Source organism: Paraburkholderia sp. BR10937, from assembly GCF_040965695.1.
GTDB lineage: Bacteria > Pseudomonadota > Gammaproteobacteria > Burkholderiales > Burkholderiaceae > Paraburkholderia.
Genome location: NZ_JBFRCL010000018.1, coordinates 16926 through 42992, shown reverse-complemented (window position 1 = coordinate 42992; position 26067 = coordinate 16926). Strand labels below are relative to the sequence as shown.

25 protein-coding genes are annotated in these 26067 nt (G+C 63.5%); 11 read left to right on the top strand and 14 right to left on the bottom strand.

Annotated elements, in window-relative coordinates; genetic code table 11:
• Nucleotides 1–145: 145 nt before the first annotated feature.
• From AB4Y44_RS16810 to AB4Y44_RS16780, 7 genes are all read right to left on the bottom strand, one after another.
• Complete coding sequence (locus tag AB4Y44_RS16810) at nt 146–1444, bottom strand: oligosaccharide flippase family protein (protein WP_342921564.1); 1299 nt, start codon at nt 1442–1444, stop codon at nt 146–148.
• Nucleotides 1437–2837: a hypothetical protein gene (locus tag AB4Y44_RS16805; protein ID WP_368700259.1), complete on the bottom strand. Its 1401-nt coding sequence runs from the start codon at nt 2835–2837 to the stop codon at nt 1437–1439. Before AB4Y44_RS16805 ends, AB4Y44_RS16810 begins: the two co-directional genes overlap by 8 nt.
• Nucleotides 2838–2900: 63 nt before the next feature.
• Nucleotides 2901–4118 carry a glycosyltransferase family 4 protein gene (locus tag AB4Y44_RS16800; RefSeq protein WP_368696077.1) on the bottom strand — a complete coding sequence of 406 codons (1218 nt, stop codon included), beginning with the start codon at nt 4116–4118 and terminating at the stop codon, nt 2901–2903.
• The gene (locus AB4Y44_RS16795; protein ID WP_342921567.1) at nt 4106–5233 is read right to left on the bottom strand and encodes a glycosyltransferase family 1 protein; all 1128 of its coding nucleotides are present in this window, start codon (nt 5231–5233) and stop codon (nt 4106–4108) included. The genes AB4Y44_RS16800 and AB4Y44_RS16795 overlap by 13 nt, the downstream gene beginning before the upstream one ends.
• A gap of 378 nt (nt 5234–5611) precedes the next feature.
• Complete coding sequence (locus AB4Y44_RS16790; protein ID WP_342921568.1) at nt 5612–7855, bottom strand: polysaccharide biosynthesis tyrosine autokinase; 2244 nt, start codon at nt 7853–7855, stop codon at nt 5612–5614.
• Nucleotides 7856–7922: 67 nt separating this feature from the next.
• Nucleotides 7923–8999, bottom strand: coding sequence for a polysaccharide biosynthesis/export family protein (locus AB4Y44_RS16785; RefSeq protein ID WP_342921569.1), 1077 nt, complete (start codon nt 8997–8999; stop codon nt 7923–7925).
• Nucleotides 9000–9240: 241 nt separating this feature from the next.
• Entirely contained in the window at nt 9241–10347 is a 1107-nt protein-coding gene (locus AB4Y44_RS16780; protein WP_368700258.1) for a sugar transferase, read from the bottom strand.
• A 581-nt stretch (nt 10348–10928) separates the two neighbouring features.
• Here AB4Y44_RS16780 and AB4Y44_RS16775 point away from each other — a divergent pair.
• The 3 genes from AB4Y44_RS16775 to AB4Y44_RS16765 all read left to right on the top strand — a co-directional run bounded on the left by AB4Y44_RS16775 (nt 10929) and on the right by AB4Y44_RS16765 (nt 13796).
• Entirely contained in the window at nt 10929–12308 is a 1380-nt protein-coding gene (locus tag AB4Y44_RS16775; RefSeq protein WP_368700322.1) for a calcium-binding protein, read from the top strand.
• A gap of 89 nt (nt 12309–12397) precedes the next feature.
• A complete protein-coding gene (locus tag AB4Y44_RS16770) occupies nt 12398–13501 on the top strand; it encodes a glycosyltransferase (RefSeq protein WP_342921571.1) in 1104 nt (367 codons plus the stop codon).
• A 160-nt stretch (nt 13502–13661) separates the two neighbouring features.
• Nucleotides 13662–13796 (top strand): entericidin A/B family lipoprotein, encoded by a 135-nt coding sequence (locus AB4Y44_RS16765; protein WP_368700257.1) that lies wholly within the window; start codon nt 13662–13664, stop codon nt 13794–13796.
• Between the two features lie 35 nt (nt 13797–13831).
• Here the strand turns inward: AB4Y44_RS16765 and AB4Y44_RS16760 are convergent, their stop codons facing one another.
• Nucleotides 13832–14524 carry a pyridoxamine 5'-phosphate oxidase family protein gene (locus tag AB4Y44_RS16760; RefSeq protein WP_368700256.1) on the bottom strand — a complete coding sequence of 231 codons (693 nt, stop codon included), beginning with the start codon at nt 14522–14524 and terminating at the stop codon, nt 13832–13834.
• A gap of 306 nt (nt 14525–14830) precedes the next feature.
• Between AB4Y44_RS16760 and AB4Y44_RS16755 the strand changes: the two genes are divergently transcribed.
• Nucleotides 14831–15286 (top strand): host attachment protein, encoded by a 456-nt coding sequence (locus AB4Y44_RS16755; RefSeq protein ID WP_254318411.1) that lies wholly within the window; start codon nt 14831–14833, stop codon nt 15284–15286.
• A 63-nt stretch (nt 15287–15349) separates the two neighbouring features.
• On the opposite strand, the gene AB4Y44_RS16750 is transcribed toward AB4Y44_RS16755, so the two are convergent.
• Together AB4Y44_RS16750 and AB4Y44_RS16745 are read right to left on the bottom strand one after the other, a co-directional pair.
• Entirely contained in the window at nt 15350–15526 is a 177-nt protein-coding gene (locus tag AB4Y44_RS16750) for a DUF1427 family protein (RefSeq protein WP_368700255.1), read from the bottom strand.
• A gap of 27 nt (nt 15527–15553) precedes the next feature.
• Nucleotides 15554–16522 (bottom strand): zinc-binding alcohol dehydrogenase family protein, encoded by a 969-nt coding sequence (locus AB4Y44_RS16745; protein ID WP_342921576.1) that lies wholly within the window; start codon nt 16520–16522, stop codon nt 15554–15556.
• 274 nt (nt 16523–16796) lie between these two features.
• On the opposite strand from AB4Y44_RS16745, the gene AB4Y44_RS16740 reads away from it, so the two are divergent.
• Nucleotides 16797–17900: an acyltransferase family protein gene (locus tag AB4Y44_RS16740; protein WP_368700254.1), complete on the top strand. Its 1104-nt coding sequence runs from the start codon at nt 16797–16799 to the stop codon at nt 17898–17900.
• An 85-nt stretch (nt 17901–17985) separates the two neighbouring features.
• Here the strand turns inward: AB4Y44_RS16740 and AB4Y44_RS16735 are convergent, their stop codons facing one another.
• Nucleotides 17986–18885 (bottom strand): MBL fold metallo-hydrolase, encoded by a 900-nt coding sequence (locus AB4Y44_RS16735; protein ID WP_368690294.1) that lies wholly within the window; start codon nt 18883–18885, stop codon nt 17986–17988.
• Between the two features lie 116 nt (nt 18886–19001).
• Here AB4Y44_RS16735 and AB4Y44_RS16730 point away from each other — a divergent pair, with 116 nt between their 5' ends.
• Genes AB4Y44_RS16730 through AB4Y44_RS16715 form a run of 4 tightly spaced genes read left to right on the top strand, consistent with a single transcriptional unit; the run spans nt 19002 to nt 21878 of the window.
• Nucleotides 19002–19337: a metalloregulator ArsR/SmtB family transcription factor gene (locus AB4Y44_RS16730; protein WP_028202089.1), complete on the top strand. Its 336-nt coding sequence runs from the start codon at nt 19002–19004 to the stop codon at nt 19335–19337.
• The gene (locus tag AB4Y44_RS16725) at nt 19334–19768 is read left to right on the top strand and encodes a YeeE/YedE family protein (RefSeq protein WP_342921579.1); all 435 of its coding nucleotides are present in this window, start codon (nt 19334–19336) and stop codon (nt 19766–19768) included. Before AB4Y44_RS16730 ends, AB4Y44_RS16725 begins: the two co-directional genes overlap by 4 nt.
• Before the next feature lies 1 nt (nt 19769).
• The gene (locus tag AB4Y44_RS16720) at nt 19770–20222 is read left to right on the top strand and encodes a DUF6691 family protein (RefSeq protein WP_368700253.1); all 453 of its coding nucleotides are present in this window, start codon (nt 19770–19772) and stop codon (nt 20220–20222) included.
• 39 nt (nt 20223–20261) lie between these two features.
• Nucleotides 20262–21878, top strand: a complete 1617-nt coding sequence (locus AB4Y44_RS16715; RefSeq protein ID WP_368700252.1) for a TIGR01244 family sulfur transferase — start codon at nt 20262–20264, stop codon at nt 21876–21878.
• Nucleotides 21879–21902: 24 nt separating this feature from the next.
• On the opposite strand, the gene AB4Y44_RS16710 is transcribed toward AB4Y44_RS16715, so the two are convergent.
• Complete coding sequence (locus AB4Y44_RS16710; RefSeq protein ID WP_342921582.1) at nt 21903–22283, bottom strand: DUF5594 family protein; 381 nt, start codon at nt 22281–22283, stop codon at nt 21903–21905.
• 161 nt (nt 22284–22444) lie between these two features.
• Here AB4Y44_RS16710 and AB4Y44_RS16705 point away from each other — a divergent pair, with 161 nt between their 5' ends.
• Nucleotides 22445–22906: a PIN domain-containing protein gene (locus AB4Y44_RS16705; protein WP_368700251.1), complete on the top strand. Its 462-nt coding sequence runs from the start codon at nt 22445–22447 to the stop codon at nt 22904–22906.
• Nucleotides 22907–23005: 99 nt separating this feature from the next.
• Here AB4Y44_RS16705 and AB4Y44_RS16700 read toward each other — a convergent pair whose 3' ends face one another.
• Nucleotides 23006–23896: an SDR family oxidoreductase gene (locus tag AB4Y44_RS16700; protein ID WP_368700250.1), complete on the bottom strand. Its 891-nt coding sequence runs from the start codon at nt 23894–23896 to the stop codon at nt 23006–23008.
• A 102-nt stretch (nt 23897–23998) separates the two neighbouring features.
• Here AB4Y44_RS16700 and AB4Y44_RS16695 point away from each other — a divergent pair, with 102 nt between their 5' ends.
• A complete protein-coding gene (locus AB4Y44_RS16695; protein ID WP_368700249.1) occupies nt 23999–24928 on the top strand; it encodes an AraC family transcriptional regulator in 930 nt (309 codons plus the stop codon).
• A gap of 176 nt (nt 24929–25104) precedes the next feature.
• Here the strand turns inward: AB4Y44_RS16695 and rarD are convergent, their stop codons facing one another.
• Entirely contained in the window at nt 25105–25992 is an 888-nt protein-coding gene (rarD, locus tag AB4Y44_RS16690; RefSeq protein ID WP_342921586.1) for an EamA family transporter RarD, read from the bottom strand.
• Nucleotides 25993–26067: the final 75 nt, after the last annotated feature.

Genomic DNA, 26067 nt, shown 5'->3' with positions numbered 1-26067 from the left:
CATCATTGACCTCTTCGATCATTACCGGCAGGACTGCGGAGGGCGCTGCGTCGGCATGCGAGGCATCGCACGCCTGCCTGCCGCACGCGGCCGCGGATCTCACGCGTACACCACCACGCATGCGCAAAGCGATCGGCGGCGTTCGTTATTCGAGCCATCTGCCAAATCTCGCCGGCAAGGAGAAACCTTCGTCGATTCCGAAAATCTCGCGCAACAAGCCTGCTTTCCAGATTCCGAAAATCAGCATGACCAGCAATGATCCTTCCGCGAGGATTCGCGCGTAGACCATACCTGTGGCCCCCCAGTGGCTGGCAAGGGGAATGGCCACCATCAGGTTCACCACCGCGCTGATCACACCGCTCCAGGCAAGCTGCCTTTCGAGTTTTCGGGGAATCAGGAAATAGATACCGAGTACCCGCGTGCAAACGGTAAGCGGCAGAATGAAGATCATGATATTCAGAACCGGGACGGCATGGCGGAGCTCCGGTCCAAATACCAGCGGTATGAGCCATTCAGAGAGCAGTCTCGTGAGGATCACTCCCGCCACCGCGCCGAAAAAGAAGACGGCAAACGTGCGCCGGGCAAGCAGATTCGCTCGGGCCGGGTTACGGGTCACCAGATACATGACCTTCGGCGCCAGAATCTGGGCGGCGGGCGCCATGATGCTCAATGCGGCACCCACCAGGCGCTCGGAGAGACCAAAGGCACTCACTTCCTGGGCCGCGGCCAGCAGCGACAGAATGTAGGTGGAAGCATCCAGCACCAAAACCGCTGTTCCACTGTAGATGAAGATCGTAGCCGACCGCTTGATCAGACCCATGGCCGCACGCACGGGTGAAAGGAAGCCGCTGTATTCTTTTCGGACAAGCCAATACGCCACCAGCGTCTGGATCATGCTGGAGGTAAAAATCACGGGAAACGCCCGGTCGACATCAGCCGGTTTGCGAATGAAGGTAAAGATCAGTGCGAGCGAAAGCAGGAGCCCCAGTACTTCGATCAGGACATTCGTGCGCGGGCGTCCCGTGCTGGTGAAATACCAGCCAAGGTTAAAGGCGGACAGCAGCCCTCCCGCAACGACGAAAAACCCCGCAAGCGGCACATTGGCAATGATGTCCGACCTGCAAACCGCGATGCCTCCGACGATCGCACCGGGAACGGACAATAGCAGCCGGGCCGTGAATTGATCCCGAAAAATCGTATCGCGTTCGCTCGCGACTTCGGTGTGGACGATATCCCGTCCCCCGATGGTAGAAAATCCGAAGTTGACGAGCAGCCAGAGAGCACTGGAAAGCGACAGTCCGGCCAATACCACGCCGTAACCACTCGAACCCAGCACTCTTCCGTAATAAGGAATGAGAACGAGTGGGTAGAGGTAGCGAATTGCGTACGAAAAATAAACAGCCAGCAGTTCCAGCTTTGACAGCGACGAATGCACCTTATTCATGAGCCCCCCTGGCAACCCATCCGCCACGCGCGGGCACACGTCGCAGCACACGCGGCGAGAGTGCGCCCGCTGCGGCCGCAAATAAATAAAAACACGTACCGAGTTCGAAGACGCTAAGCGAAGCCGAGGCGACGATCAAAGTCGCGATCATGGCGTGACGCGCCGCATAGGCGATGGCCCGCTCCGCGAACGGGTAATGGCCAGGCACCGGCGTGAGCAGCGTCTTGCCAAGGAACGTCCCGTAACACACCACACCCACGACGCCAAGGCTCGCCACCAGCACCACCAGAAAGCTCGACGCACGAATGCTTCCCAGCCCAACGCCTATTCCATACGTATCGAAGAAGTTGGTGATGCCCTGAGCATTCCAGCCCATTCTCTCGACGCCGGAGTCACTGCCCGCCTTGCTCAGGATCGCGGCATCGACGAAATCGCCGAGCACTTTCACCACGCCCGGCAAAAAGACGATCACGTAGAGCACGCCCAACAGACCCGCGCATGCCGAAATAACAGACAGCCGTTGCTTGCGTACCGGGGCGAAACGCGAGATCACCGCGGGCCGGCTAAAGAACAGTACGAGCTGATACGCGCCTAAACCGACATAGGCGGTTCCCGAAGTCGACAGCAGCAGGAGGCATCCTGTCGCAATCGAAAGCGGACCGGCCAGTTTCGGGCGATAGCCGACGAGCCAGAGATTCAGGCAAAAGACAAAGATCGGCAGCGTAAAGGCCGCAAAGCCGGACGTTTCACTGAACGTGCCGCTGATGCGGACCATCCCGGCCATTTCCTGGCCGGTCAAATCGGCGAACTGCGCCGTCTTGATAGCCGAGAGAACGTCGAGGCCCGCCGCGTGCGCAACGATATCGATCACGCCGGCAAGCGCGTCGAGCGAGGCGAGCAGGAAGATGGCGTTGGCGAACGTCCGGTATACACCGCGATATTGCAGGAACGCAAACATGGAGCAATACACTATGACGTCGGCGATGCAATAGATCGTCTGGGACAAATTGCCGGACACAGGGCCAAGCGGCTGCAACACGATGAACTGGCTGCTGCGGTCGACAGGGAACACGAGTGTCGCGCCGCTCAGCAAACGCGGCAGCAGGATGGCACCCGCAACACCCCAGAGGCAGGTGCAGAGCAGCCAGAAACCGGGCTTACCCTGCGCGACTGCGTCAGCGAGCCCCTTCCCGCCCACGAGATTGAACGCTCTGAGTGCGAAGAACGCGAGAAAGACTTGCGCCGGCAAAATGCCGATGCCGCCCAGTCCGAGCGCGAGCGTACATCCAAACAGGGAAAACGCCGCCATGCCGTATATCGCGCCGCGATACGACACGTAGAGCGCCGCCAGTCCGGCGACGAACACGATGACTCCGAATATCGTCAGTTCCACTTGCCGAAACCCCTATGCGTTCACCCCGCCTTCGCGCGTGAACGATCTCGTTATTGCACCGACTCAGGCTGAGTGCCAACGCCGCACCACAGGCGGCCTGTCGGCGAGCATCTTGTCGGCGTCCATCGCGCGTTCCACGACACTGAGAAACTCCTGCTTGAACCGCTCTTCCGTAAAGCGCATCGCATTACGGCGGCAAACTTCCGCTTTGGGCTGGGGTTGCCGCTCAAAGCGCTCCACCGCATCGACGATGGATTCCACGCTTTGCTCGCTGAAGAAGAGTCCCGTGCCGCGCTCGGGATCCGGTGAATCCACCACGATTTCCCGCGATCCGCCGCGGCCCAGCGCGATGACCGGCGTGCCACACGCTTGCGCCTCCACCACGGATATGCCGAAGTCCTCCTCGGCGGCGACGACGAACGCACGCGCACGCTGCATGTAGTCCACCAGTACCTCATCGGGCTGATAGCCAAGCAACGTCACATTGGGCGAAGCACACGCCTTCACACGCGCAAAGTCGGCGCCGTCACCGATCACCACGAGGCGCCTCGACGGCATCGTGGCAAATGCCTCGACGATGAGCGGTATCCGCTTGTATGGCACCATGCGCGAGGCAATCAAATAGAAGTCTTCGTGCTGGTCACCCAATTCAAACCGCTCCACATCGACCGGCGGGTAGACCACCGTGGCTTCGCTGCCGTAGGCCTTGCGAATGCGCCTCCCCACGAAAGCAGAATTGGCGACGAAAGCGTCCACCCCATGCGCCGTTCGCTGATCCCAGATACGCATGTAGTGAAGCAGCGCACGCACGATCCAGCTTTTCATACCGCGCTGCAGCCCGGCTTCGCACAGATATTGATGCTGCAGATCCCACGCATACCGGATCGGCGAGTGCACATAACTGACATGCACCTGGTTCGGACCGGTCAAAATGCCCTTGGCCACGGCATGGCTCGAGGAAATCACGAGATCGTAGGACGACAGATCGAACTGCTCGATCGCCAGCGGCATGAGCGGGAGATAAGTGCGAAACGATTTGCGCGCCCGCGGCAGATGCTGAATGAACGAAGTCGTTGCATGCCTGCCGCCCAGCACGCCCCGCTGCGACTCCGGGAAGAAGTCGACAACGCTGTATAGATCGGCCTGTGGAAAGAGCTGAAGAATCTGCTCCACGACCTTCTCCGACCCAGCGTAAGTGACCAGCCACTCATGCACGAGCGCAACGCGGCCGAAACGGCGAGTGTCGTTCGCAAGATTGGACGCAAGCGTCACATTAGCCACGGCGAGATCTCCTCGATCAACCTGGTGGCAGTGGCTCGCCAGGTGAGTTCCGCTGTCCGTGCACGGCCCCGCTCGCGCAGATTCTCGCGTAACGCGGCGTCGCTCGTGATCCGTTCGAGCAAGCTCGCCAGCTCCGCAGGATCGTCCGGCGAGGTGTAGAGCACGGCGTCGCTGCACGCTTCCTGGACGGCCGGCAGCCGCGAAGCGATCACCGGGCAGCCGAGCGCCAGCGCCTCGACGGGCGGCAACCCGAAGCCCTCGTAGCGCGACGGATACACGAAGCACGCCGCGCGCCGATAAAGCGCAGCGAGTTCGCTATCGCTCACGTAGCCGAGATGCTTCATAAAGGCGGGCAACGCATCCTGGCCCGTTCCGTAGACCCGTGCGTCGCCTCCGCCTACCACGATGATGTCGAACTGCGCTTCACGAATGAGGCGCGCAGCCTCGGCCACGAGCTGAAAATTCTTGTGACGATTGAGGCTTCCCACTGCAAGCACGAATGGACGGTCGTCGAGCGTAACCGACGCTGGAGCCGCATCCTGTTGCACACGCAACATGTGCTCGCCGCTCTCCGGCACAACTCCGATCTTGTCTGCAGGAATCCGGTAAGCGTCACACAGCTCACGCCGCGAGAACTCCGACACGGTAATCACGCGCCGCGATATGCGGCCAAGACGCGGCGCCATCAGGCGATACCAGGCAACGAAAGACCGGCTGTAGCTGTCCGGCACGCGCGCGGGCGCCGCGTCGTGCAGCACCGTGATTTGACGGCGGTACCACAGGGGTCCGGAATTGCAGAGATTGAGCAGCAACCGACCGCGTGCAGCTTGCGGCAGCGCCAGTTGTTCCCAACGCAGGCCACCGCCCTTTCCGCTCGCGCGCAACGCGACGTGCCGGAACGGATTTGGCATGGCCGCCAGCGCTTCGGGAACGATGATCTCGGTGCGCAATCCAGCGACGCGCGGATCGCGCAGCTCGATCAACTGGTCGAGCGCCCGGATTGTCTCGAACGCAAAGCGATCGACACCCGTCGCGCGGCGACCCAGGAAGCGGCCGTTAATCGTCAGATTGGGGGCAAGCACGTGTTTCATCCCAAGGTGGAAGGCATCGCTCACGGCCGGATTCGACGGGCCACGCCATGCAATTCATATGTCTTGAAGTGTGGCCGGTCTTCGCACCGGCGAATGTTCGCCGTCGCTCATGTCACGCCAACTCACGCATCCAGAACCGGTTTAGGAGAGTCAGTTGCGACTTGCGATGCAAAGTCGCCGCTAATGCGATTGACGGATCCGGTCAAACGACCGATGGCTGAAGGGGCGTGATGAGTTCGCGTCGCGTGCGGGCGGACAGTCACTCTGCCGCCGGTGAAGTGGGCTGAAGCAGGGCGAATCCGCTCCAGCCCACGAGTCCAAACCATAAGGCGCCGCTCGACCGGCAATTCGACGGACCGCGGCGCTGCTGCCGACGAGCACACGACTGCCGGCGATACCCAGCTACTCCGCCTTCGCGCTCCCCGTATCCTTGGCAAAGCCGTAGCTCGAATAGCCGTACGCGGCATATTCGTTGCCATAGCGTCCCGGACGCGACGTCATGTCATTGAAGATCACGCCGCGAATTGGCACGCCAACCTGTTCGAAGCGTCGCACGGACTCGCGCAGATCGGCCACGCTCGTCGCGCCCTGGCGCGCGATCACGAACACGGTGCCCGCCAGTCTCCCGATGATCCCGGCGTCGGCCACCGGCAAAATCGGCGGCGCGTCGATCAGCACGAGCTCATAGGTCGAATTGGCCCATGCCACGAAATTCCTGAAAGCGTCCTTTTGCAGCAGCTCGCTGGCATTGGTCACGTAACCCCCGGTCGCGACGAAGTCGACGCCCGGCATCACGTCATGATTCACCACGTGGTCATAGCTTTGGCAGTGCTCGAAGATGTTGGTGACGCCTGGCATGCTCGGCACCGCCATATGCTGGTTCAGCGAGCCCCGCCGCAGATCCGCGTCGATCAGGAGCACACGCTTGCCCGACGCACCGAATACGGCCGCCAGATTGACCGAGACGAACGACTTGCCGACCATGGGTGTCGGTCCCGCCAGCAGCACGATACGATTGGCTGCGTCCTCCAGCGAATGCTCGAGCGCGGTGCGGAAGCTGCGCAGGCTCTCGACTGCCGGGTCGAACACGGCCGTGTGCGCAAGCACCGTGTTCGCGCCCGGCGCGCCGTGGGGCAAATGACGCGCAAGCGAATGCTGAATGCGGCTGCGCGGTACGGCCGCGAAGACCGCCAGCCCGGTGCCCGTTTCGATCTCGTCCACGACGGAGACGCCGCGGTTGAGCCTCTGACGCAGCAGCACGAGCGCAGCGCCGGCAAACAATCCGGTAAACACGGCCGCGACCACGATAATTGCGCGCTTCGGCCGAATCGGTCCTTCAGGCGGCACAGCGGCGTCGATCATGCGCACATTCGACACGCGCCCTGCCTTGATCAGACGCAACTGCTCGCGGCTGTTCAAAAGATTGGTGTAGATGTTCGTATCGACGGTCACTTCACGCTGCAGGCGCACGAGCTCCTGCTCCACCGGCGGCAGCGCGCGGGTCTGGCCGGCGAGGTGTTCCAGCGACTTCTGCGCTTCGGACAGTTGCCCGTTGATGGCGACGAGAGCGGGGTTGTCGTCGGTGAAACGCGCCATCGCCTGCGCGCGTTGCTGTTGGAGATCGGCGATACGCTGCTGCGCCAGCGCCGAGCTCTGCAACAATGCCGACGCTTCGGCGTCCAGATTGACGGCGCCGTGTGCCGAGCGGAACGTGTTGAACTCGTTCTCGGCTTTCTCGAGCTGGGCCTTGAGCAGAGGCAACTGCCGGTCGAGGAAGGCAATCTGCTTTTCCGCTTCTTCCTGCGTGCGCTGGGCGTTCTGCCGGATGTATTCGTTGCCGATCGCATTGAGAATGGTGCTGGTGAGTACCGGGTCTTCGCCATCCAGCGCAACACCAATGACATCGGATTCCTTGCCCTTTTCCGTAATGGCGATTGCCGTCTGCAGCCCCTGGATGGCGCTCAGTTCGGACAGGCGCATCACGTTGAAGACCGTGCCCGGTTGCCCATCGATCCGGCCGACTACGAGGTCGATTGCGCCGCCCACCGTCGGCGCGTGCAACGCCTCTCCCACTTTGCCTTCGAGCGTGATGCCGCCCCCCTCGAGCGTGTAGGCGCCCTCGCCCCGGTAGGTCAAGACGAATGGCCTGCCTTGCAGGCGCGTCGGCACGTTGAACTGCGTTACCTCGATTGCCTCGTCGCCCCATGCGTAACCGCCCCATCCCGACCAGTGGTCGAGGCTCAGATGTCGCGCAGCCCAGCGGCCCACCACGGGGAAATAGCGCGGCGTTGCCTTGATGTAGAGCTTGGTCGCATCGACGGCGGAAGACACGACCATCCGCGAACGCAATACCTCCATTTCCGCCGATGCCTGGGTCTTGACCGCGAACTGGGAGGAAAGATCGGCCAGCGCCGACTTTGCCCCGTTCGGGCTCTCCTCCACCTGAATGAGCATGTCCGATTGATAGACAGGGGACGCCAGTACCGCGTAGAGGGCGCCGAAAAGCGTAAAGATCAGCGTAACGATCAGGATCGTCTTGCGGCCCGCATAAAGGGTATCCAGCATATTGCCCATATGTCCGCCGTCGGGGGCGATCGGCATGATCATCTCCGCAGGCCCTTCGAGCAGATAGTCGCGGTTATTCATCTTGTTCCCCCGAAAGCGAACAGGTCGCCTGACGCGGTTCGTGTGGTTTGTATTGTTCATGTGCACATCAGTATCCAATCGCACGGCTCGCCGCCGCAGCCTGGGTCGTCGGCAAAATCAGGCTGATGACACGGCTCCACTTCACGAGAGCAGACGTGTCGACGAACACGACATCGTTGGGCTTCAACTCGAACGAGTCGGCCGTTGCCATTGCAGAAGCGCTGCTCGCGTCGAGATGGAAAACGGTCGGCTGGCTGGTATCGCGTCCACGCACGACATACACCTGCGAAGCATCGCCCGACGACTGGTTGATCCCTCCCGCGTTGCCAATTGCCTCATTGAGCGACATACGTCCGTTGTTGAACATCACGCCGCCAGGACGCTCGACCTCGCCGACCACGAAGACCTTGCTGTCCGTCTGTGCAAAGATCCGCACGAGGTCACCATCGTGCAGAATGATCCGGTCGGGATTGAACCCCTTGCGGATCATCGCCGGCATATCGATATCCACCGTGGCGTCGCCGCGCGTCACAGACACATGCGAGCGGTCGGCGTTGCTCGTGAAGCCACCGGCCCGGTTGATCGCCTCGGGCAATGTCATCGGTCGGTCGTTGAGCACCTGCACGCCCGGCGTCTTGACCTCGCCGTCGAGATACACGCGCTTGCTGCGATAGGTCTCGATGCGCACGGTGATCTGCGGCTGACGCACGTATTTCGCGAGCTTTCCCGCTAGGATGTCACGCACGCCCATTTCCGAAAGACCGGCGACTTTCAGCGGACCAATATAGGCATACTGAATAAAGCCGTTGGTATCGACGGTGTAACCGGACGCAACCGAACTGGCGCCCGAAGGGGCGTCGCCACCGCCGCCGCTCGCAGGCAGGTTGAGTTCGGGATGATCCCAGACGACGATGGTGAGAATATCGCCGGGGCCGATTTCATATGGAGTGGCCTTGGCAAACATCTTCTCCACGTCCGCGGGAATGCCCTTGGGTCGCGCCGCGGCTTCCTTGTCCACCAGGTCCCTCGTGATCTCGACGAGCGTACCGGATGGCGCACCCGCGATGCCCTTGGCCACCACACTATCGGGCACTGCCGCGCCCGGGTTCGCGCCGGTGCCGGCCGCGCCGGATGTGTAAGTCATGCCCGGCGCCAGGGCACAGCCGCTCAGCGCCGTGAGCGCCAGGCAAACGGCACACGCGGCCGCGCGGCGCAGCGCGCCCGGCAGTCCAAAATCCCGCACGACACGCGCGTGCGCAGTCCCGATCCAGTTCATCGCGTTCAGTCCCATCGCAAATACCCCCAATCGCTCCACGCGCGTTCCAGGCCATGCCGTGTGGCCCGGATACCCGAAATGCCGGTCGCTCACCCGCTCCGTTTTCGACTCAATACGCGCCAGTTCCGCGAATCACGACAAACAACGTCTTGAACAGAATCCCGATGTCCTTCCGGAAGGTCCAGTTCTCCACATAGGAAACGTCGAGCAAAACGCGCGTTGCGTAGTCGATGTCGTTGCGCCCGCTCACCTGCCACAGGCCCGTGATACCCGGCGTGGCCATCAGGTAGTACTTTCTCGCCTCGCCATAGCGCTCCAGTTCCTGGTCGATGATCGGCCGCGGGCCGACAAAACTCATCTGGCCGCGCAGGACGTTCCAGAGCTGCGGCAGTTCATCGAGGCTCGAGCGGCGCAGAAAGTGGCCGATCCGCGTGACGCGCACATCGTTCTTCAGCTTGAATTCGCGCTCCCATTCGGCGCGGGCTTCGGGGTCCCGCTCGAGCAGATCCTTGAGCACCTGCTCAGAGTTCACCACCATCGAGCGGAACTTGAGACAGCGAAATTTCTTGCCATGGCGGCCTACGCGCGTATGGCCGTATAACGCCGGACCGCCGTCGCGCTTGACCAGCAGCCCGAGCACGACGAGCAGCGGCGAGAGCAGCATGATCGCACTCACTGCCGCCACGATGTCGAAGACGCGTTTCAAGGCGTGCCCAATGACGGCGCTGCGAACCTTGTCGCGAGCACCGACCTCGTAAGCTTCCCGGCGCCACCATTCACGGGTCAGCCGCAGCACGCTGAATTCCGAAAAGAACAGCGTGTGCGACAGCAGCAGGGAAATACCTGTCGTCAACGTCCAGTACATGAACCACGGCAACGCCAGCAGATGATCGTGATGAATCGCATACAGCAGCACGAGGCCGCAAAGCTGCACCGCGAGCCAGGCGAACGCCGTGCGGCCCGCGACGCTGAAAAGCGACCGGCTGCCGCGCGTGCCATAGGTCCCGCAGGCGGGAAAGACTGAGAGTGCGAGCGCCGCGCAAAATGCCACCAGCGTGGGATCGGGGTGATGCACCTCGGCCACCTGTCCGGAATTCAGATTCAGGTGTACGGCGCAAATGGCGCCCAGCACGATCAGCACGACATCGACCGTACGTTGCAGCACGATGTCGACCGTACGTTGCGCAAACTCTGACCGTTGCGTTAACTCTGACATTTCCCTACCCCAGTGCGTGTCGTGTTCGTCAGACATTCATGGGCTGGTAGTCGTCCGCCACCGGCGAACGCACGGAAATCCCCGTCTCAGGCGGTCCATACGTCAGGTTCCGCCTGCCCCGATAACCCACGACGACACATTACGGCGCGAGCGACGCAGGAACCGTGCGCAATCCCACCAACAGTTTCTGATCGTCGCTGCCTCATGATGCGAACCACGCTGGGGGCGCTCTGCAAGTCACAATGCGAGCGTTGCGTTATGTGCGCAACCGCACATAACGCAACGTCTCTCGGACCCGGTTCGTCTGATTGATATGAAGGATTCCTGAATGTTTACCCTGGAAATCGCGACAGTCGACTCTATTTTCATTATTCGATCGCGACATTTGTGATAGACCGAATCTAATCTCCTGTGGAGTGTCTATCCGTTCGCCGTCGCACACATGATGTAGCCAATGACGCGGCAAAATGCTTTCTGGCTGCGCCTCCAACGTGGGTAAGCCAATTGAAAATGCCGGCATGGAGCGAGCAAGCGCGCGTAATCGGTAGCCGGCAACCGCTCCACGCGAGGAATACGCCGTGATGCATTCCGTAGCAACCACCCATCGCCTGCTCACCGGTACCGCCCGTTCGCGAGACGCGAGCCACGCGAAACGGACCTGGCCGTTCGGCATACGTACCATTGAAAGCTTGGCGGCGGGTATCTGCGCACTCGCATGCGTATCGGCGGTGCACGCGGGCGACGCCGTGCACGCCATGCCAGCCGACGAATTCCTCCAGACGCTCGCTGTCGACACCCACGTCAGCTATACCGACGGCGCGTATGTCAACGTGCACAACGTCGCCGACGATATGGCGTGGCTCGGTATTCACCACGTCCGCGACTACCCGCCCGGCTCTTCCATCCCGTTCTCCAGCTATGTCTATCTCGCGCAGCGCGGGGTGAAATTCAACTTCCTGATGGGCGCGGACTTCGAGAAGCACATCGGGCAGGTTGCGCAGTTGAATACCGAGGTGCCCGGCAGCGTTGCGGCCATCGAAGGCCCCAACGAACTCAACAACTTTCCAGTCGCTTACCAGGGGCTTACCGGCGCTGCAGCCGGGCTCGCTGTGCAGCGCGACCTCTACGCACGCGTACACGGCATGCCGGAACTCAAGGCGGTGCCCGTCTACGACGCGACCGGCTTCGACCCAAAGTCAGTCGAGACGCGAGCAGCTTCGGCCGACTTTGCGAATCAGCATGTCTACCCGCAAAACGGCGAGCAGCCCCTCTGGAACGCGAACGGCGACAAGTGGATGCTGGCGGCCATTCACCTGGGCCAGAGATTTCAGTTGCCGCTCGTCATCACCGAGTTCGGCTACTTTTCATTGCCGCAGGCGGGTTGGTACATGCTCGGCGTCGACGAGGACACGCAGGCCAAGGGCGTCCTCAACGGTTATATGGATGCGGCGTCGGCGGGCGTAAGGCGGCTCTATGTTTATGAACTGCTCGACGAAAAGCCCGATCCGGCGCACAAGAACGATGAAATGCATTACGGGCTCTTTCGCAACGACAACAGTCCCAAGCCGGTGGCCTACGCCATTCGCAATCTCACGTCGTTCCTGAACGCCAACTCCACGCGACGCGCAAGCGCAGCCGCGCGCAACACGCTCGCCTATACGCTTTCTGATATGCCGCAATCGGCGAATAGTCTGCTGCTGCAGAAGAAGGACGGCCGCTTCGTGCTGGTGCTCTGGAACGAAACGCTCATCTGGGACCGTGCGACAGCAAAGCCGCTCACCAGCCCGCCCGCGCGCGTCGGTCTCGACTTTGGCGAGACAGCGAAACGTGTCGAGATTTACGATCCGCTCGCTCCGGCGGAACCGCGCAAAATCCATCGCGACGTGCGCCAACTCACCGTGGAAGTACCCGACCACATCATCCTGCTCGAAATCACGCCCGCGAACACACCGGGAACCTGAGCGCAGCGCCGACCGCATGAGCTTCGGGCGGGCAGCCTGTCCGCCTTTGTATAATCGCGCATTCCTCCTTCCGGTCGCGGTTTCCTTTCATGCTCAGTTTTGCCCTCGGCTTTCTCGTTTCCTTGCTGGTCACGCTGCTGATCGTGCGCTACGCGCATCTGCATGAAAGGTTCTCCGTCGATTCCGATCTCGCGGGCGTGCAGAAATTCCACGTGCGTCCCGTGCCGCGCATCGGCGGAACGGGCATCCTCGCGGGGCTGATAGTGGCGGCCGCGCAGTTGCACGGGGCGTATCCGGCCGTGTCGGGCGGCATACTCGGCATCGTCGCGTGCGGGCTGCCCGCGTTCGCCTCGGGGCTGATCGAAGACCTGACCAAGCGCGTCTCGCCGCTCGCGCGCCTCCTGTGCACGATGGCCGCCGCCGCGCTCGCGTTCTGGTTCCTCGGCATCGCGGTCACGCGCATCAGCGTGCCGCCGCTCGACTTTCTGCTTTCCTACGCGGCGATTTCCTTCGTCATCACCGTGCTCGCGGTCGCGGCGCTCGCCAACGCGATCAACATCATCGACGGCTTCAACGGCCTCGCCTCGATGGTCGCGTTCATGATGTTCGCCTCGCTCGCCTACGTAGCCTTCCAGGTGCACGACCCCGTGGTGCTCTCCGCGTCGTTCATCATGATGGGCGCGGTGCTGGGCTTTTTCATGTGGAATTTCCCGGCGGGCCTGATCTTCCTCGGCGACGGCGGCGCGTATTTCATCGGCTTCATGCTCGCCGAGCTGTCGATCCTGCTCGTCATGCGCAACCGCGACGTGTCGGCCTGGTATCCGGTGCTGCTCTTCATGTATCCGATCTTCGAGACCTGCTTCTCGATCTACCGGAAGAAGTTCGTGCGCGGCATGTCGCCCGGCATTCCCGACGGCGTGCATCTGCACATGCTCGTCTACAAGCGTCTCATGCGCTGGGTCGTGGGCGCGCGCAACGCCCGCGAACTCACGCGGCGCAATTCGCTCACTTCGCCCTACCTGTGGCTGCTCTGCCTGATCGCCGTGATTCCGGCCACGCTGTTCTGGCGCCACACGCTGCATCTGTTCTGCTTCGTCGTGCTGTTCGCGCTCACCTACGTGTGGCTCTATGTGAGCATCGTGCGCTTTCGCTCGCCCAAGTGGCTCGTGGTGCGCAGGACGCGCAAGCGCTGAACACGGCTTGATGTCACGCATGTGCCGCTGCACAGCCTCGGCGCATGTGACCCCGCTTCGCGCGTAGAATCGAAAAGAAAGACAGCGCGCATGCCCCATGCCCGCCGCCGCTTCCATTCGACGCTATTTGCCGTCCAATCGATTCAGGGAGAGAGCCGAAATGAGCCGTTATCTCGCGTTTGCGCTTGCACTGTTCGCCGTGACGCTGGCCGCCTGCAACACCATCGCAGGCGCGGGCCAGGACATTTCGAAGGGCGGTCAGGCCATCACCAACTCGGCGGAAAAGGCCAAGTAAGCCGCCTGTGCGCGAAACGCGGCGCGAGCGCCCGCTCACGCCGCCGCGCCCTCGCGCAGCCGCGCAACCTCTGCCTCCAGTTCGCGCACGCGGGCCTCGCGTTGCGCGGCGGCCTCTTCCAGTTCGCGTATGCGCGCCTCGCGCTCGTCTAACGCCAACTTCACGTCCGCCGCCTCGAAGCGCTGCGGAATGTGCTGCGGGCAGTTCATGTCCCACGCGTGCACCGTGAAGACGATCACCCGCTCGGCGCGCGCCTGGTAGCCAGCGGGCATCAGCTCCGCGACCAGCGCCGGGTCTTCGACTACGCGCGCGCGGCCCCAGAGCTTCACGCGCCGCCGCCGTGCGTAGTCGATCACGAACAGATGCGCCTTCGGGTTGTCGGCCAGGTTGCCGAGCGTGATGTATTGCTGGTTGCCGATGAAATCGGCGAAGGCAATGGTGTGTTCGTCTACCACGTGCAGAAAGCCCGCCGGGCCGCCGCGATGCTGGATGTACGGCTGCCCTTCGGTATTCGCGGTGCCGAAGAATACACTCGTCTGCGCACCGATGAACTCCTGGATCTTCGGCGTGAGCGCCACGCCCCACGCGTGATCGCGCTCCACGCGTGCGTAGAGTTCGCGCGAACCCAGGCGCTCCTGCATCGCCTTGACCGTCGGCGTGAAAGCGACGTCGCTCGGATAACGGAGGATGCGATCGGCATTCGACGCGGTCGAGTCGTTCGGGATCATGGCGGACTCCTGTGCAGCGCGCTGCGGAGTCTAAAGGCTAGGCGCTTGCGCAGAAAAAGATAATCCAGCGCCGGCAAGAATCATCCTCCCAAATTCTGGAAGGGCAAGCCGCCAGCGGGCACGCGGCTCGCTGTTCCGACACTTTCGCGTCTCGCGCGAGCGCCAGCGGCGCGCCGACGAGCGCGGCGGCACTTCCCGCGCCGTGCGGCCCGAAGCGCGCTACCCTTGATGTTTACGCCGCGAGGCCCGCGTCCACTCAACCGCCCGGCGGCCGCATGCGCCGGGTGCCATGGCAGGGAGTCGAATATGTCGAAAACGATCTGGATTGTTGTCGCCAACCGTGTGACCGCGCGCATTTTCGCCGCCGAAAGCCCGCTGGGTGCCATCGACGAGGTCGAGACGCTGCTCCATCTGCAAGGCCGCATGTCGGACGAGAACCTCGTGACCGACAAGCCGGGACGCACCACCGACCGCGTCGGCTTCGGCCGCAGCGCGACCGATCCCGACACCAGCCAGCACGACCACGAAGCCACCGTGTTCGCGGCCGAGATCGCGACGACGCTCGCGAAGGCCCGCAACGACGCGCGCTACGGCACGCTCGTGCTCGCGGCGCCGCCCGCGTTCCTCGGCGCGCTGCGCAAGGCGATCGACGCGCAAACGCGCAGCCTCGTCACGCTCGAACTCGACAAGGATCTTGCGGCGCTCGACGCACGCGAACTGCGCACGCGTCTGCCTGAGCGGCTCGTGCGGGCCGAGGCGTGAGCCAGCCTGTCGGCACAATCCGCGCGGAGCGATATCCGGCGCGGTGAGTAAGGATTGCCCCGCTCACCCCGCGAGATGTGCGACGCATGCGCGTACGACGCCAATGGCGTTCTCGCCCGAGAGCATGCCTAGCAGCCCGACGAGTGCGATGGTCGGCGGCGCGGGCGATTTCACCTGCAACACGTTGTAGAGCAGCCCCGCGAGCGCGCCGACCGCGAACGACACCAGATAGCCCTTCATCTTTGTCTCCCGTTCGTCGTTGCGCGCTCACGCCATGTCGATCACGACGCGGCCCGGGGTGCCGGCCGCGACCGCCTCGTAGGCTTCGCGCGCTCGGGCGAGCGGAAAATGCGCAGCCACGACGGGCGGCTCGAACTGGCCCGCGTCGAACGCTTCGGCAATCGCGCGCATGAGCGGCGCGGATTCGGCCACGCCGAGCTTCGCGCTATCGGCGCCGAGCAGCTGCGTCTCGTTGTGATAGAAGTCGATCAGATCGAACTCCACGCGCCGCTTGCCCGTCGCGCTGATTTCGACCACGCGGCCTCGCCGCTTCGCAAGCGAGAGCGCCAGTTCGAACGCCACACCGCCCACGGCGTCGTAGACCACGTCCGCGCCGGCTCCGCCCGTCAACTCGCGTACGCGATCTGCGGTGTGCTCGTTCATGGGCACGAAGGCGTCGATGAGGCGCGCAGCCGGCGAACCGGCAAGCGGCGCCTCGCGGCCCACGCCAATCACGCGTGCGCCACGCGCCTTGGCGATCTGCGTGACCGCACCGCCCACGCCGCCCGACACGCCGATCACGGCAATCGTTTCACCCTCGGTGAGGCGTGCGTAATCGACGGTGCCCAGCCACGCCACGACGAAGTTCACGCCAATCGACGCGGCTTGCGCGTGCGAGAGCGCCGCGGGCTTGCGCACGAGCGCAGCCTCGGGCACCTCGATGAACTCGGCATGCGTGCCGTCGCGCGTGAAGCCGATGTCGCCGCCCGTGCCCCAGACCTCGGCGCCGAGCCACTCCGCTGGGCCAGCCACCACCACACCGCTGAAGTCGCGCCCCGGCACGCGCGGCGGCACCGTGTGTTCGAAATGGCCGGAGACGTTCTTCACGTCGCTCGGGTTGACCGAGGCGGCGCGCACCTGCACGAGCGCGCTCCCGGCTTTCGGTGTTGGCGTGGGCAAATCGAGGTACTCGAGCACCTCGGGCTTGCCGAAGGTCTTGAACTGGATGGCTTTCATTGCGGGACTCCGTGGGTTCAGGGGCGCCGCGCCTTTCCTTGGGTCACAGGCGGCAGCGCATTGACCGAAAGTCTAGATTGCCGGCATCCCGCTGAGTGGACAGACGCTTTCGAATTTCGGACAAGGTAACTCTTTAACTAATTGCTGGCTTCTGTACGGTCACACACAAAAGTACGCATTTGTGTGCCTTTCGTCGATGTCAGAATAACCGCGATCAAACGCAGCACATCCCGCTCAGGCCGCCATTGGCGAACGCGCAGACCGCGCATCCACCATGCAAAAGCTAAAGTCCCTTACCGTGCTGCGCGCTGTTGCAGCGACAACGGTCATCTTCTTTCACATCATGTCGCCGACTGGACACACGTTCGGTGAATTCGGCGTCGACATTTTCTTCGTAATTAGCGGATTCGTCATCGCGCTCGTGCTGGATAACCCAAATTTGACCACACAGCGCTTTCTCGCGGACCGTATTGCCCGCATCGTGCCGCTGTATTGGGTGTTGACGTTTGGCGTATTCGCTGGGGCACTCATTGCGCCCGAGTTGTTGAATTCGACGACGGCCGACCTCGGAAATCTGCTGAAGTCGCTCTTTTTCATTCCCTATCGCAAGGAAAGCGGCCAGATATTCCCGATGTTGTTCGTCGGCTGGACGCTGAACTACGAAATGCTGTTTTACGTAGTTACAGCCGTTTCATTGATGCTGGTGCGCCGTCACCGCCTGCTGTTCACTTCTGCGCTGATCCTTGCGATTTTTTGCATGGCGAAGGCATCGCACTCGCACGGCGTGTTTGCCGCGTTCTATACGAATCAGCGCTTATTCGAGTTCCCGCTCGGATTCATGGCCTACCAGCTTTGGAAGTTCGGAATCCCGATCAAGCCACCGCTTGCCGGATGCATGGCAGTAGCCGCCTATGGCTGGATGGCCTACATCAATTGGCACGACCTTTCCAACGCACCGTTGCTTTATTACGGCCTTCCGGCTTTCGTGTTAATCGGCAGCACACTGAGCCTGGAACCGGCGATGGGCTCGGGCTCGTTGACTCGCGCATCCATATTCATCGGCAATGCGAGTTATGCCATCTATCTGAGCCATCCATACTGTGTGGAAGCTGCACGCAAGCTGCTGCCGGACGCTATCGAGGGCTTCGACGCGACTGCGCCGCTCGGGGTGGCGCTCACGATGATCGTGGCGACGGCGATGGGCGCCGCGCTCTACAAGTTCGTCGACTGGCCGCTGCACAGGCACGCGCGGCGTCTATTGCACGCTGTGCCGGACAACCGGTTGCGCAGATCGCGCACTGCCGGTGCGAACGATACAGGCACAGACACCCAGGAGGAGCCGGCCGGCGACTTGCCGGTCAACGAGGACGCGAACTGAACGGCGAAGTGCGCGGGCAGCGAGTGATCAAAAGCGCTTTCCCGCCCTCCCGAAATGCACATTGCGGAAATCACGCCGCAAATGTTCAAAGCGCGTCGATCGGAATCTTCAGATATCGCACGCCGTTGGCTTCGGGCTCCGGCATGCGACCCGCACGAATGTTCACCTGGATCGACGGCAGGATCAGGTTCGGCATGGCGAGCGTGCGGTCGCGCGCGGTGCGCATCTGCACGAACGCCGCTTCGCTCACGGTCTCGTTCAGATGGATGTTGCCGCTGCGCTGCGCGCTCACCGTGGTCTCGAAACACGGCCCGCGCGAAGCGGGCGGGTAGTCGTGGCACATGAAGAGCCGCGTGTCGCCCGGCAGGTCGAGCAGCTTGCGCGCCGAACGGTAAAGCGTGTGCGCGTCGCCGCCCGGGAAGTCGCAGCGCGCCGAGCCCACGTCGGGCATGAAGAGCGTGTCGCCCACGAACACGGCGTTGCCGATCTGGTACGCGAGGTCGGCAGGCGTGTGGCCGGGCACGTGCAGCGCGCGCGCCTCCAAAGCGCCGACCTGGAACGTCTCGCCGTCCCGGAACAGCACGTCGAACTGGCTGCCGTCCGGGCTGAGCGTCTCGCCCAGATTGAACACCGCGCGGAACACGCCCTGCACCGCGCGAATATGCTCGCCGATGGCGATGCGCCCGCCCAGTTGCGCCTTCAGATACGGCGCCGCCGAAAGATGATCGGCGTGCGCGTGCGTTTCCAGCAGCCACTCGACGCGAAGGCCATGGTCGCGCACAAACGCAATCACGCGTTCGGCCGATTCCGTGGCGGTGCGGCCCGATTTGGGATCGTAATCGAGCACCGGGTCGACGATCGCGCAGGCGCTGCCGCGCCCGGCGTGCACGACGTAGGTGACCGTGGCCGTGACGGGGTCGAAAAAGGGCTCGACGCTCGGTTCGGGTTTAGGTAGCTGGGCTGGGTTGGACACTGGGTTGGGCATCAACGACTCCGCACAAATGATCCTCTATTGAAACACATATTATAAATTTATATAATGTTTTTAGACAAAGTATAATCTGGATCATTGACTTGCAACCTCGTCCCACGAGGCGACACATGAACTCACCACTCACGCCCGAAGCGCTCGCGGCCCTGCGCGAATCTGCCGAAAAGTGCTGCGCGCTGCTCAAGGCGCTTGCCCACGAAGACCGTCTCCTGCTGCTTTGCCAGCTCACCGAAGGCGAGCGCAACGTCGGCGAGCTCGAGGAGCTGGTGGGCGTGCATCAGCCGAGCCTTTCGCAGCACCTCGGCAAGCTGCGCGACGAAGGTCTCGTCGATACGCGCCGCGAAGGCAAATACATCTACTACCGCCTCGCGAGCCCCGAAGTCATTCAGGTCATGCAGACGCTCTCGAGCCTCTATTGCGGGCGGCTGAAGGTCCATCCGGCATGAGTCTCGACCTCGCTCACTTCACGCCCTGGGCCTCGTTCGCGGGCGGCCTGATGATCGGCGCGGCCGCCGCGCTCTTCGTGCTCGTGAACGGGCGCATCGCCGGTATCAGCGGCTTGCTGGGCGGCTTGTTGCCCGGCGCGGGCGGCGAGCGCGGTGTGAATGCCGCGTTCGTCATCGGCCTCGTTGCCGCCCCGTTGCTGTGGCGGCTGCGCGCCGCGCTTCCGGCAACGCAGATCGATGCGTCGATGCTCACGCTGGTCGCGGCGGGCCTGCTGGTCGGCATCGGCACCCGTTACGGCTCGGGCTGCACGAGCGGCCACGGCGTGTGCGGGATCGCGCGCGGCTCGCGCCGCTCGTTCGTCGCCACGGGCGCGTTCATGGCGGCGGGCTTCGCCACCGTGTTCGCCGTGCGTCACCTGATCGGAGGCTGAGATGCGAAAACTCAGCGCGTTCGCGTGCGGTTTGCTGTTCGGCATCGGCTTGCTCGTCTCGGGCATGGCCAACCCGGCCAAGGTGCTCGGCTTTCTCGATCTCGCCGGCAACTGGGACCTGTCGCTCGCCTTCGTGATGGCGGGCGCCATCGCGGTCGCGGCGCCCGCCTTCTGGCTCGCGCGCAAGCGAACGTCGAGCCTCGCCGGCGCGCCGATTCAACTGCCCACCTCGCGCCGAATCGACGGCCGGCTGATTGGCGGCGCCCTGCTGTTCGGCGCGGGCTGGGGACTCGCGGGCTTCTGCCCCGGCCCTGCCCTCGTCGCCGCGGGCGGCGGACAGCCGCGCGCCTGGCTCTTCGTCGCCGCCATGCTCGCGGGCATGGCAATTTTCGCCGTGCTGGAGCGGCACCGCCGTTCGCAGGAAGCCGCATCGATCAATACCAAACCGCAATAAGGCAGCACTACGCCGCACCAGCCTCGGGACCAAAATTACATGCAAATCACGCAACACGACGCGCGCTTCGCGAGCGCCGACCAGATCACGCCCGACGACCTCGCCGCCCTCCAGGCCGCGGGCTATCGCTCGATCATTTGCAACCGGCCCGACGGCGAGGGTGGCGACGCGCAACCCACGTCGCAGGCGCTGCGCGCCGCGGCCTCGCAACTCGGTTTGCAGTTCGCGTATCTGCCGGTGAAGCCCGGCCAGATCACCGCCGAAGACGCTGCGCGCTTCGCCCAGTTGCTGATCGACCTGCCCGGCCCCGTGCTCGCGTACTGCCGCAGCGGCAACCGCGCCACGAGCCTCTATCGGCTCGCGCAGCAAGGCGCGCCCACCCAGGCCGCGCAATCCGCGAACGCCGCGCGCGCCGCAACGGCGGCCTGCGCGTGGGAAGGCGAAACCTGGGACGTCGTCGTGATTGGCGGTGGCACGGCAGGCATCGCCGTCACTGCGAGCCTGTTGCGCCGCGAGCCGAACCTGAAGATCGCCATCGTCGAACCGAGCGATCACCACGACTATCAGCCCGCGTGGACGCTGGTCGGCGGCGGTGCATACGACGTGACGAAAACGCGCCGCCCCATGGCGAGCGTCATGCCCGCGGGCGTGAAGTGGTTCCGCGCGGCCGCCACGCGCGTCGAGCCGGACGCGAACGTCGTGCAGCTCGACAGCGGCGTGCGCGTGGCCTACCGCCAGCTCATCGTGGCGCCGGGACTGCGGCTCGCGTGGGAGCGCATTGCGGGCCTCACGGAAGCGCTCGGCAAGCATGGCGTGACCTCGAACTATCGCTACGACCTCGCGCCCTACACCTGGCAGCTCGTGCAGCAGATGAAGGGCGGCACCGCGCTGTTCAGCCAGCCCGGCATGCCGATCAAGTGCGCGGGCGCGCCGCAAAAAGCCATGTACCTCGCGTGCGACCACTGGCAACGCCAGGGTGTGCTCGGTAAGGTCAACGTGGAGTTCAATCTCGCGGGCGCCGTGCTGTTCGGCGTGGCGACCTTCGTGCCGCCGCTCATGGCGTACGTGAAGCGCTACAACGCGAACCTCGCGTTCTCGTCGAATCTCGTGGCCGTGGACGGCCCGGCGCGCATCGCCACCTTCGAAGTGAAGGATGCGAACGGCAACGTCACGCATGTGGAGAAGCGCTTCGACATGCTGCACGCCGTGCCGCCACAGGTCGCGCCCGACTTCATCCGCGACAGCCAGCTCGCCGACGAAGCCGGCTGGTGCGAAGTGGATCACGCCACGCTCCAGCATCCGCGCTATCCGAACGTGTTCTCGCTCGGCGACGTGTGCTCGGCGCCGAACGCCAAGACCGGCGCGGCCGCGCGCAAGCAGGCCGTGATCGTGGCCGAAAACCTGCTCGCCGCGCGTGCGGGCGCGCCGCTGGCGTATCGCTACGATGGTTACGGCTCGTGCCCGCTCACCGTGGAGAAGGGTAAGGTCGTGCTGGCCGAGTTCGGATATGGCGGGCGCCTTTTGCCCACCTTCCCGCTCGACCCGACGCGGCCGCGCCGCCTCATGTGGCTGCTCAAGGCGAGCGTGCTGCCGAGCTTCTATTGGTGGGGCATGCTCAAGGGCCGCGAATGGCTCACGCGGGCTGCGCGCGGCTGACGACACTCGAGGGCCAGGGCGCGCTTAGCCCTCGAAATCGAGCCCGCCTAGCAGCACCTCCGGCTCGCCTTGCGTGCGCGAGGCGAAATCGACAGAGCGCGCCGACTCCCATGACGCCAGCTTGCGCCCGGTCGCTTCGAGATAGTGCTCGAAGCGCGCTTCGCCGCCGGGCTCCATGAGGCGCTCGATCTCCTCGGTGTCCCAGGTCAGCGAGACGTTCAGCGGATACACATACGGATGCCGGTGCTCGTTCGCGACGCCGCGCAGGCGCACGCGCGTAGGGTGCCCGTGCCCGGCGTTGGGCACGACATCGACGTGCACCGAAGGGCCGAACTGTTTCGCCAGCTTCGCCGCAATGCGCGGTGCGAATTCTGCCTCGAACCGGCGAACGGCTTCGATACTCATGCGCGGACACTCCACGGCGAACTAGTTGCAAGCAAGGGCCCTCGCACCATCTGATGACTATCAAACGACGCGAAGTATCGTCGTCGCATCCTACCGCGCCATCCGTCCGCCAGCCAATATGAGGCACGCTCCAGATTCGCAGCAATCGTTCTGCGAGCAACGTGCGCGCTGGAAGACGTGGACGGGCCAGGCGCCTGACCAGGATTGGAGGCTGGAGTGACAAGCCAACGCAGCCACAACGGATCGTGGCCAGGAGTGCAGGAGGCGTCAAGCGGAGATGGTCGCCCTGGCGCCAGTCTCGGTACGCCTGCAAGGGAGCCGCATGCGCGGGCGTCGTTGCCGCGGAACTGCACTACGGTTGCGCAAAAAAGGGTTCCGCGAAGCTGCTGGCCAAAGTCGAAAGTATCCTCGCGACAATCCCCGTGCTGCCGCTGGAAGTCCCTGCCGACACGGAGTATGGTCGGATCCGCGCGGAGCTGGAGAGTGCCGGCCAGAAGATAGGTGCGAACGACCTCCTGATCGGCGCTCATGCCTGTGCATTGGGGCTGACACTCGTGACTAACAACACACGGGAGTTCAGCGGCATTAGCGGCCTCACGATTGAGAACTGGCTTGAACAATAGGTCCCCGCGCTGACTTTAGCGCTGGGGGTAGCACCTGTAACGAAATTCCCCATCGTCGCTTCCCCGTGATCTCTTTTTCGATGAAGGTCGCTCGCCCGATCAGATGCGGAAATAGCCAGGCTGGTCGAGATCCGCGAGCAAACCCGGTTGCTCCGGTGCCCAGTCCAGCAGCTTGCGCGAGCGTTCGCTCGACGCCGGCGCGTCCACCCCGACAAAGGGCGCGAGCCACCCGAAATGCGCGGCCGCCTCACCCGGCGTTCTGGAGACGACCGGCAGGTTCAGACGTCGGCCGATCGTCTCAGCTATGTCCCGAAACGTAACGCCTTCCTCGGCAATCGCGTGAACAGGACCTTCGGCGCCCTTTTCAATGGCAAGACGGTACAAACGGGCGGCATCGAGCCGATGCACGGCGGGCCACCGGTTCAACCCCTCACCGATGAAAGCTGAGACACCCTTGTCTCGCGCAATCGCTGCGAGACGCGGAACGAAGCCGTGGTCTCCCAGACCGTGGACCGAAGGCGCCAGGCGAACGGCTATCGCATGCCCACCGTTCGCTGCGATCTCGGCCATCACGGCCTCCGCTGCCCGCGGAAACGTCGCTGAAACCGCAGGTGCGACATCTTCCTCCGTCGCCACGCGCCCAGGAGCGAGCAACGCGACGCCCGAGGTGACCAGCAGCCGTCGCCCAGAGCCTTGCAATGTCCGTCCGATCGTCTCGATCGCCCGGCGCTCGACTGCGCAATTTTCGGCGAACCGGGACCAGTCGTGATTGAAGGCCGTATGGATCACCGCATCTGCATCAGAGGCGCCCCGGTGCAGGCACTCGATATCTTCGAGCGAGCCCAGGAGCGGCCGCGCTCCGGATGCGACGAGTTCCGCCGCGCGCTCGGCAGAGCGCGCCAGACCCAGGACTTGATGTCCGGCTTCAATCAGTTCCCGAACGACCGCGGAGCCCACCCAACCGGTTGCCCCGGTAACGAATACTTGCATTGCGAATCTCCTGTTCTGTTTCCAGCACAGGCTACGGCACTGATCCAGGGCGATCCATGACTTATAGTCCGCTTTTGGTATTCAATCGTTCGGGATTTGTGCATGGACCCACTATCGGAGGTGCTGTCGTTGCTGAAGCTGCGCAGCCATGTATCAGGTGGTTTCGACGCAAGCGGGGCTTGGGGTGTGCGATTCGGCCCATACGAGGGGATCAAGTTCCATGCGGTTCTTGTGGGGCAGTGCTGGCTCCTGGTCGATGGCGAACCTGAACCCGTGAAAATCACCGAGGGAGAATGCTTCCTGCTGGCGAGAGGCACGCCGTTTCGCATCTCGAGCGATATGGCAGTGGAAGCAGTCAGTTTTAGCACGCACTTACCGCCGGTCCGGGACGGGCGTATCGTGACGCACAACGGGGGCGGCGAGTTCCTGAGCATTGGCGGATACTTCACCCTGGCCGATGGTCAGGCCGATCTCCTGTTGAATATGCTCCCGCCTGTCATCCACGTCCGGGAGGAGCCAGGCCTGTCAACATTGCGATGGTGTATTGAGCGCATGAGACAGGAGTTGTGCGAGCCACAGCCGGGGGGCGAGATTGTCGCCCAGCAATTGGCCACCCTGGTGCTGGTGCAGGCGTTGCGGCTGCAACTTTCTCGCGGACGGCGCGATGGGGTCGGCTGGCTTTTCGCCCTGGCGGACAAGCGTATGCGCACCGTGATCAACGCAATGCACGAGACGCCTGGAGTGAAATGGACCGTCCAGACCCTGGCCGAACAGGCGGCCATGTCGCGTACGACCTTTGCGATCAGGTTCAAGGAACTCGTCGGACTGTCACCAATGGACTATCTGACGCGCTGGCGCATGACGTTGGCCGCAGACAGGCTGGCGCATTCCCGTGACTCCATCTACGAAATCGGCCTGGCAGTGGGATATGAGTCGGAAAAATCCTTCAGCACGGCGTTCAAACGGGCGATGAATTGTTCACCACGCCAGTACGGTCGCCGGCAAAACGCTGGCGGAGAAGATCTGCGATAGAAGCAGTTCCCAAAGATCGTCGTTGAGTGCGTCGCCGGCATAACCTTTTGAGTCTGCCGCATTGAACGGCTCAATACGCCGCGCCTGGGCGACGCCGCGCAGACGATTGCCGGGCGCCCGCGCAGCCCGTCTTGCAGCGCCTTCCGGAAGAGAAGGACGCCCTGTCGACCCGCCCCTCACGCCGCGCGGCGCTCGCGTGCGGCCACGAGGCTGCGCACGCCTTCGAGCGAATACACGAAGAGCGCGACCCAGATCGCGCCGTAACCCACGGCGCGCACCGCGCCGAACGGCTCCCCATAGATGAGCACGCCGGTGAGCAGCTGCAGCGTGGGCGTCACGTACTGGATCAGACCGAGCATCGACAGCGGAATGCGCCGCGCGGCCGCGCCGAACAGGAGCAGCGGGACCGCCGTGATCGGGCCGGAAGCTGCAAGCAGCAGTTGCAGCCCGCGCGAGGCATGCGTGAAGTGGCTCGCGCCGGCCAGGCCCACGATCGTCAGATAAACGACCGCAACGGGAAAGAGCAGCACGGTTTCGAGCGCGAGGCCTTCGAGCGCGCCGAGCTGCGCGGTCTTGCGCAAAAGCCCGTAGCCGCCGAAGGTCACGGCGAGCGCGAGACTGATCCACGGCGGCGCGCCGTTCTGCCAGGTGAGCCACACGACGCCCGCGGTGGCCAGCGCGACGGCGGCCCATTGCAGGGCGCGCAGGCGCTCGCGCAGGAACGCATAACCGAACAGCACGTTGATGAGCGGATTGATGAAGTAGCCGAGGCTCGCCTCGACGATATGCCCGGCATTGACGGCCCAGATATAGATGCCCCAGTTGGCCGAGAGCAGCACGGCGCTCGCCACGAAGCGCCCGAGCAGGCGACGGTCGCGCAGCGTGGGCCCGAGCCAGCGCCAGTGGTGGCGCACGACGAGCACGGCGACCACGAACACGAGCGACCACGCCATGCGATGCGCGAGCATTTCGAGCGCGGGGATCTGGTGCAGCGTCTTGAAGTAGATGGGGAAGAGCCCCCAGAGAACGAATGCAGCGAACGCGTAGAGGATGCCGGGATTCATGTCGGGTTCTGGTTATGGTAGCGCCGGTTCTGCGCGGCGCTGTTCGGCACGGGCCTGCGCGCAAAGGGACGCGCA

What these genes read in the sequence shown, in the direction of transcription:
- AB4Y44_RS16810 (WP_342921564.1), bottom strand. Translation starts at nt 1,444, where the DNA reads ATGAATAAGGTGCATTCGTCGCTGTCAAAGCTGGAACTGCTGGCTGTT.
- AB4Y44_RS16790 (WP_342921568.1), bottom strand. Translation starts at nt 7,855, where the DNA reads ATGAATAACCGCGACTATCTGCTCGAAGGGCCTGCGGAGATGATCATG.
- AB4Y44_RS16785 (WP_342921569.1), bottom strand. Translation starts at nt 8,999, where the DNA reads ATGACTTACACATCCGGCGCGGCCGGCACCGGCGCGAACCCGGGCGCG.
- AB4Y44_RS16780 (WP_368700258.1), bottom strand. Translation starts at nt 10,347, where the DNA reads ATGTCAGAGTTAACGCAACGGTCAGAGTTTGCGCAACGTACGGTCGAC.
- AB4Y44_RS16775 (WP_368700322.1), top strand. Translation starts at nt 10,929, where the DNA reads ATGCATTCCGTAGCAACCACCCATCGCCTGCTCACCGGTACCGCCCGT.
- AB4Y44_RS16770 (WP_342921571.1), top strand. Translation starts at nt 12,398, where the DNA reads ATGCTCAGTTTTGCCCTCGGCTTTCTCGTTTCCTTGCTGGTCACGCTG.
- AB4Y44_RS16765 (WP_368700257.1), top strand. Translation starts at nt 13,662, where the DNA reads ATGAGCCGTTATCTCGCGTTTGCGCTTGCACTGTTCGCCGTGACGCTG.
- AB4Y44_RS16760 (WP_368700256.1), bottom strand. Translation starts at nt 14,524, where the DNA reads ATGATCCCGAACGACTCGACCGCGTCGAATGCCGATCGCATCCTCCGT.
- AB4Y44_RS16755 (WP_254318411.1), top strand. Translation starts at nt 14,831, where the DNA reads ATGTCGAAAACGATCTGGATTGTTGTCGCCAACCGTGTGACCGCGCGC.
- AB4Y44_RS16750 (WP_368700255.1), bottom strand. Translation starts at nt 15,526, where the DNA reads ATGAAGGGCTATCTGGTGTCGTTCGCGGTCGGCGCGCTCGCGGGGCTG.
- AB4Y44_RS16745 (WP_342921576.1), bottom strand. Translation starts at nt 16,522, where the DNA reads ATGAAAGCCATCCAGTTCAAGACCTTCGGCAAGCCCGAGGTGCTCGAG.
- AB4Y44_RS16740 (WP_368700254.1), top strand. Translation starts at nt 16,797, where the DNA reads ATGCAAAAGCTAAAGTCCCTTACCGTGCTGCGCGCTGTTGCAGCGACA.
- AB4Y44_RS16735 (WP_368690294.1), bottom strand. Translation starts at nt 18,885, where the DNA reads ATGCCCAACCCAGTGTCCAACCCAGCCCAGCTACCTAAACCCGAACCG.
- AB4Y44_RS16730 (WP_028202089.1), top strand. Translation starts at nt 19,002, where the DNA reads ATGAACTCACCACTCACGCCCGAAGCGCTCGCGGCCCTGCGCGAATCT.
- AB4Y44_RS16725 (WP_342921579.1), top strand. Translation starts at nt 19,334, where the DNA reads ATGAGTCTCGACCTCGCTCACTTCACGCCCTGGGCCTCGTTCGCGGGC.
- AB4Y44_RS16720 (WP_368700253.1), top strand. Translation starts at nt 19,770, where the DNA reads ATGCGAAAACTCAGCGCGTTCGCGTGCGGTTTGCTGTTCGGCATCGGC.
- AB4Y44_RS16715 (WP_368700252.1), top strand. Translation starts at nt 20,262, where the DNA reads ATGCAAATCACGCAACACGACGCGCGCTTCGCGAGCGCCGACCAGATC.
- AB4Y44_RS16710 (WP_342921582.1), bottom strand. Translation starts at nt 22,283, where the DNA reads ATGAGTATCGAAGCCGTTCGCCGGTTCGAGGCAGAATTCGCACCGCGC.
- AB4Y44_RS16700 (WP_368700250.1), bottom strand. Translation starts at nt 23,896, where the DNA reads ATGCAAGTATTCGTTACCGGGGCAACCGGTTGGGTGGGCTCCGCGGTC.
- AB4Y44_RS16695 (WP_368700249.1), top strand. Translation starts at nt 23,999, where the DNA reads ATGGACCCACTATCGGAGGTGCTGTCGTTGCTGAAGCTGCGCAGCCAT.
- rarD (WP_342921586.1), bottom strand. Translation starts at nt 25,992, where the DNA reads ATGAATCCCGGCATCCTCTACGCGTTCGCTGCATTCGTTCTCTGGGGG.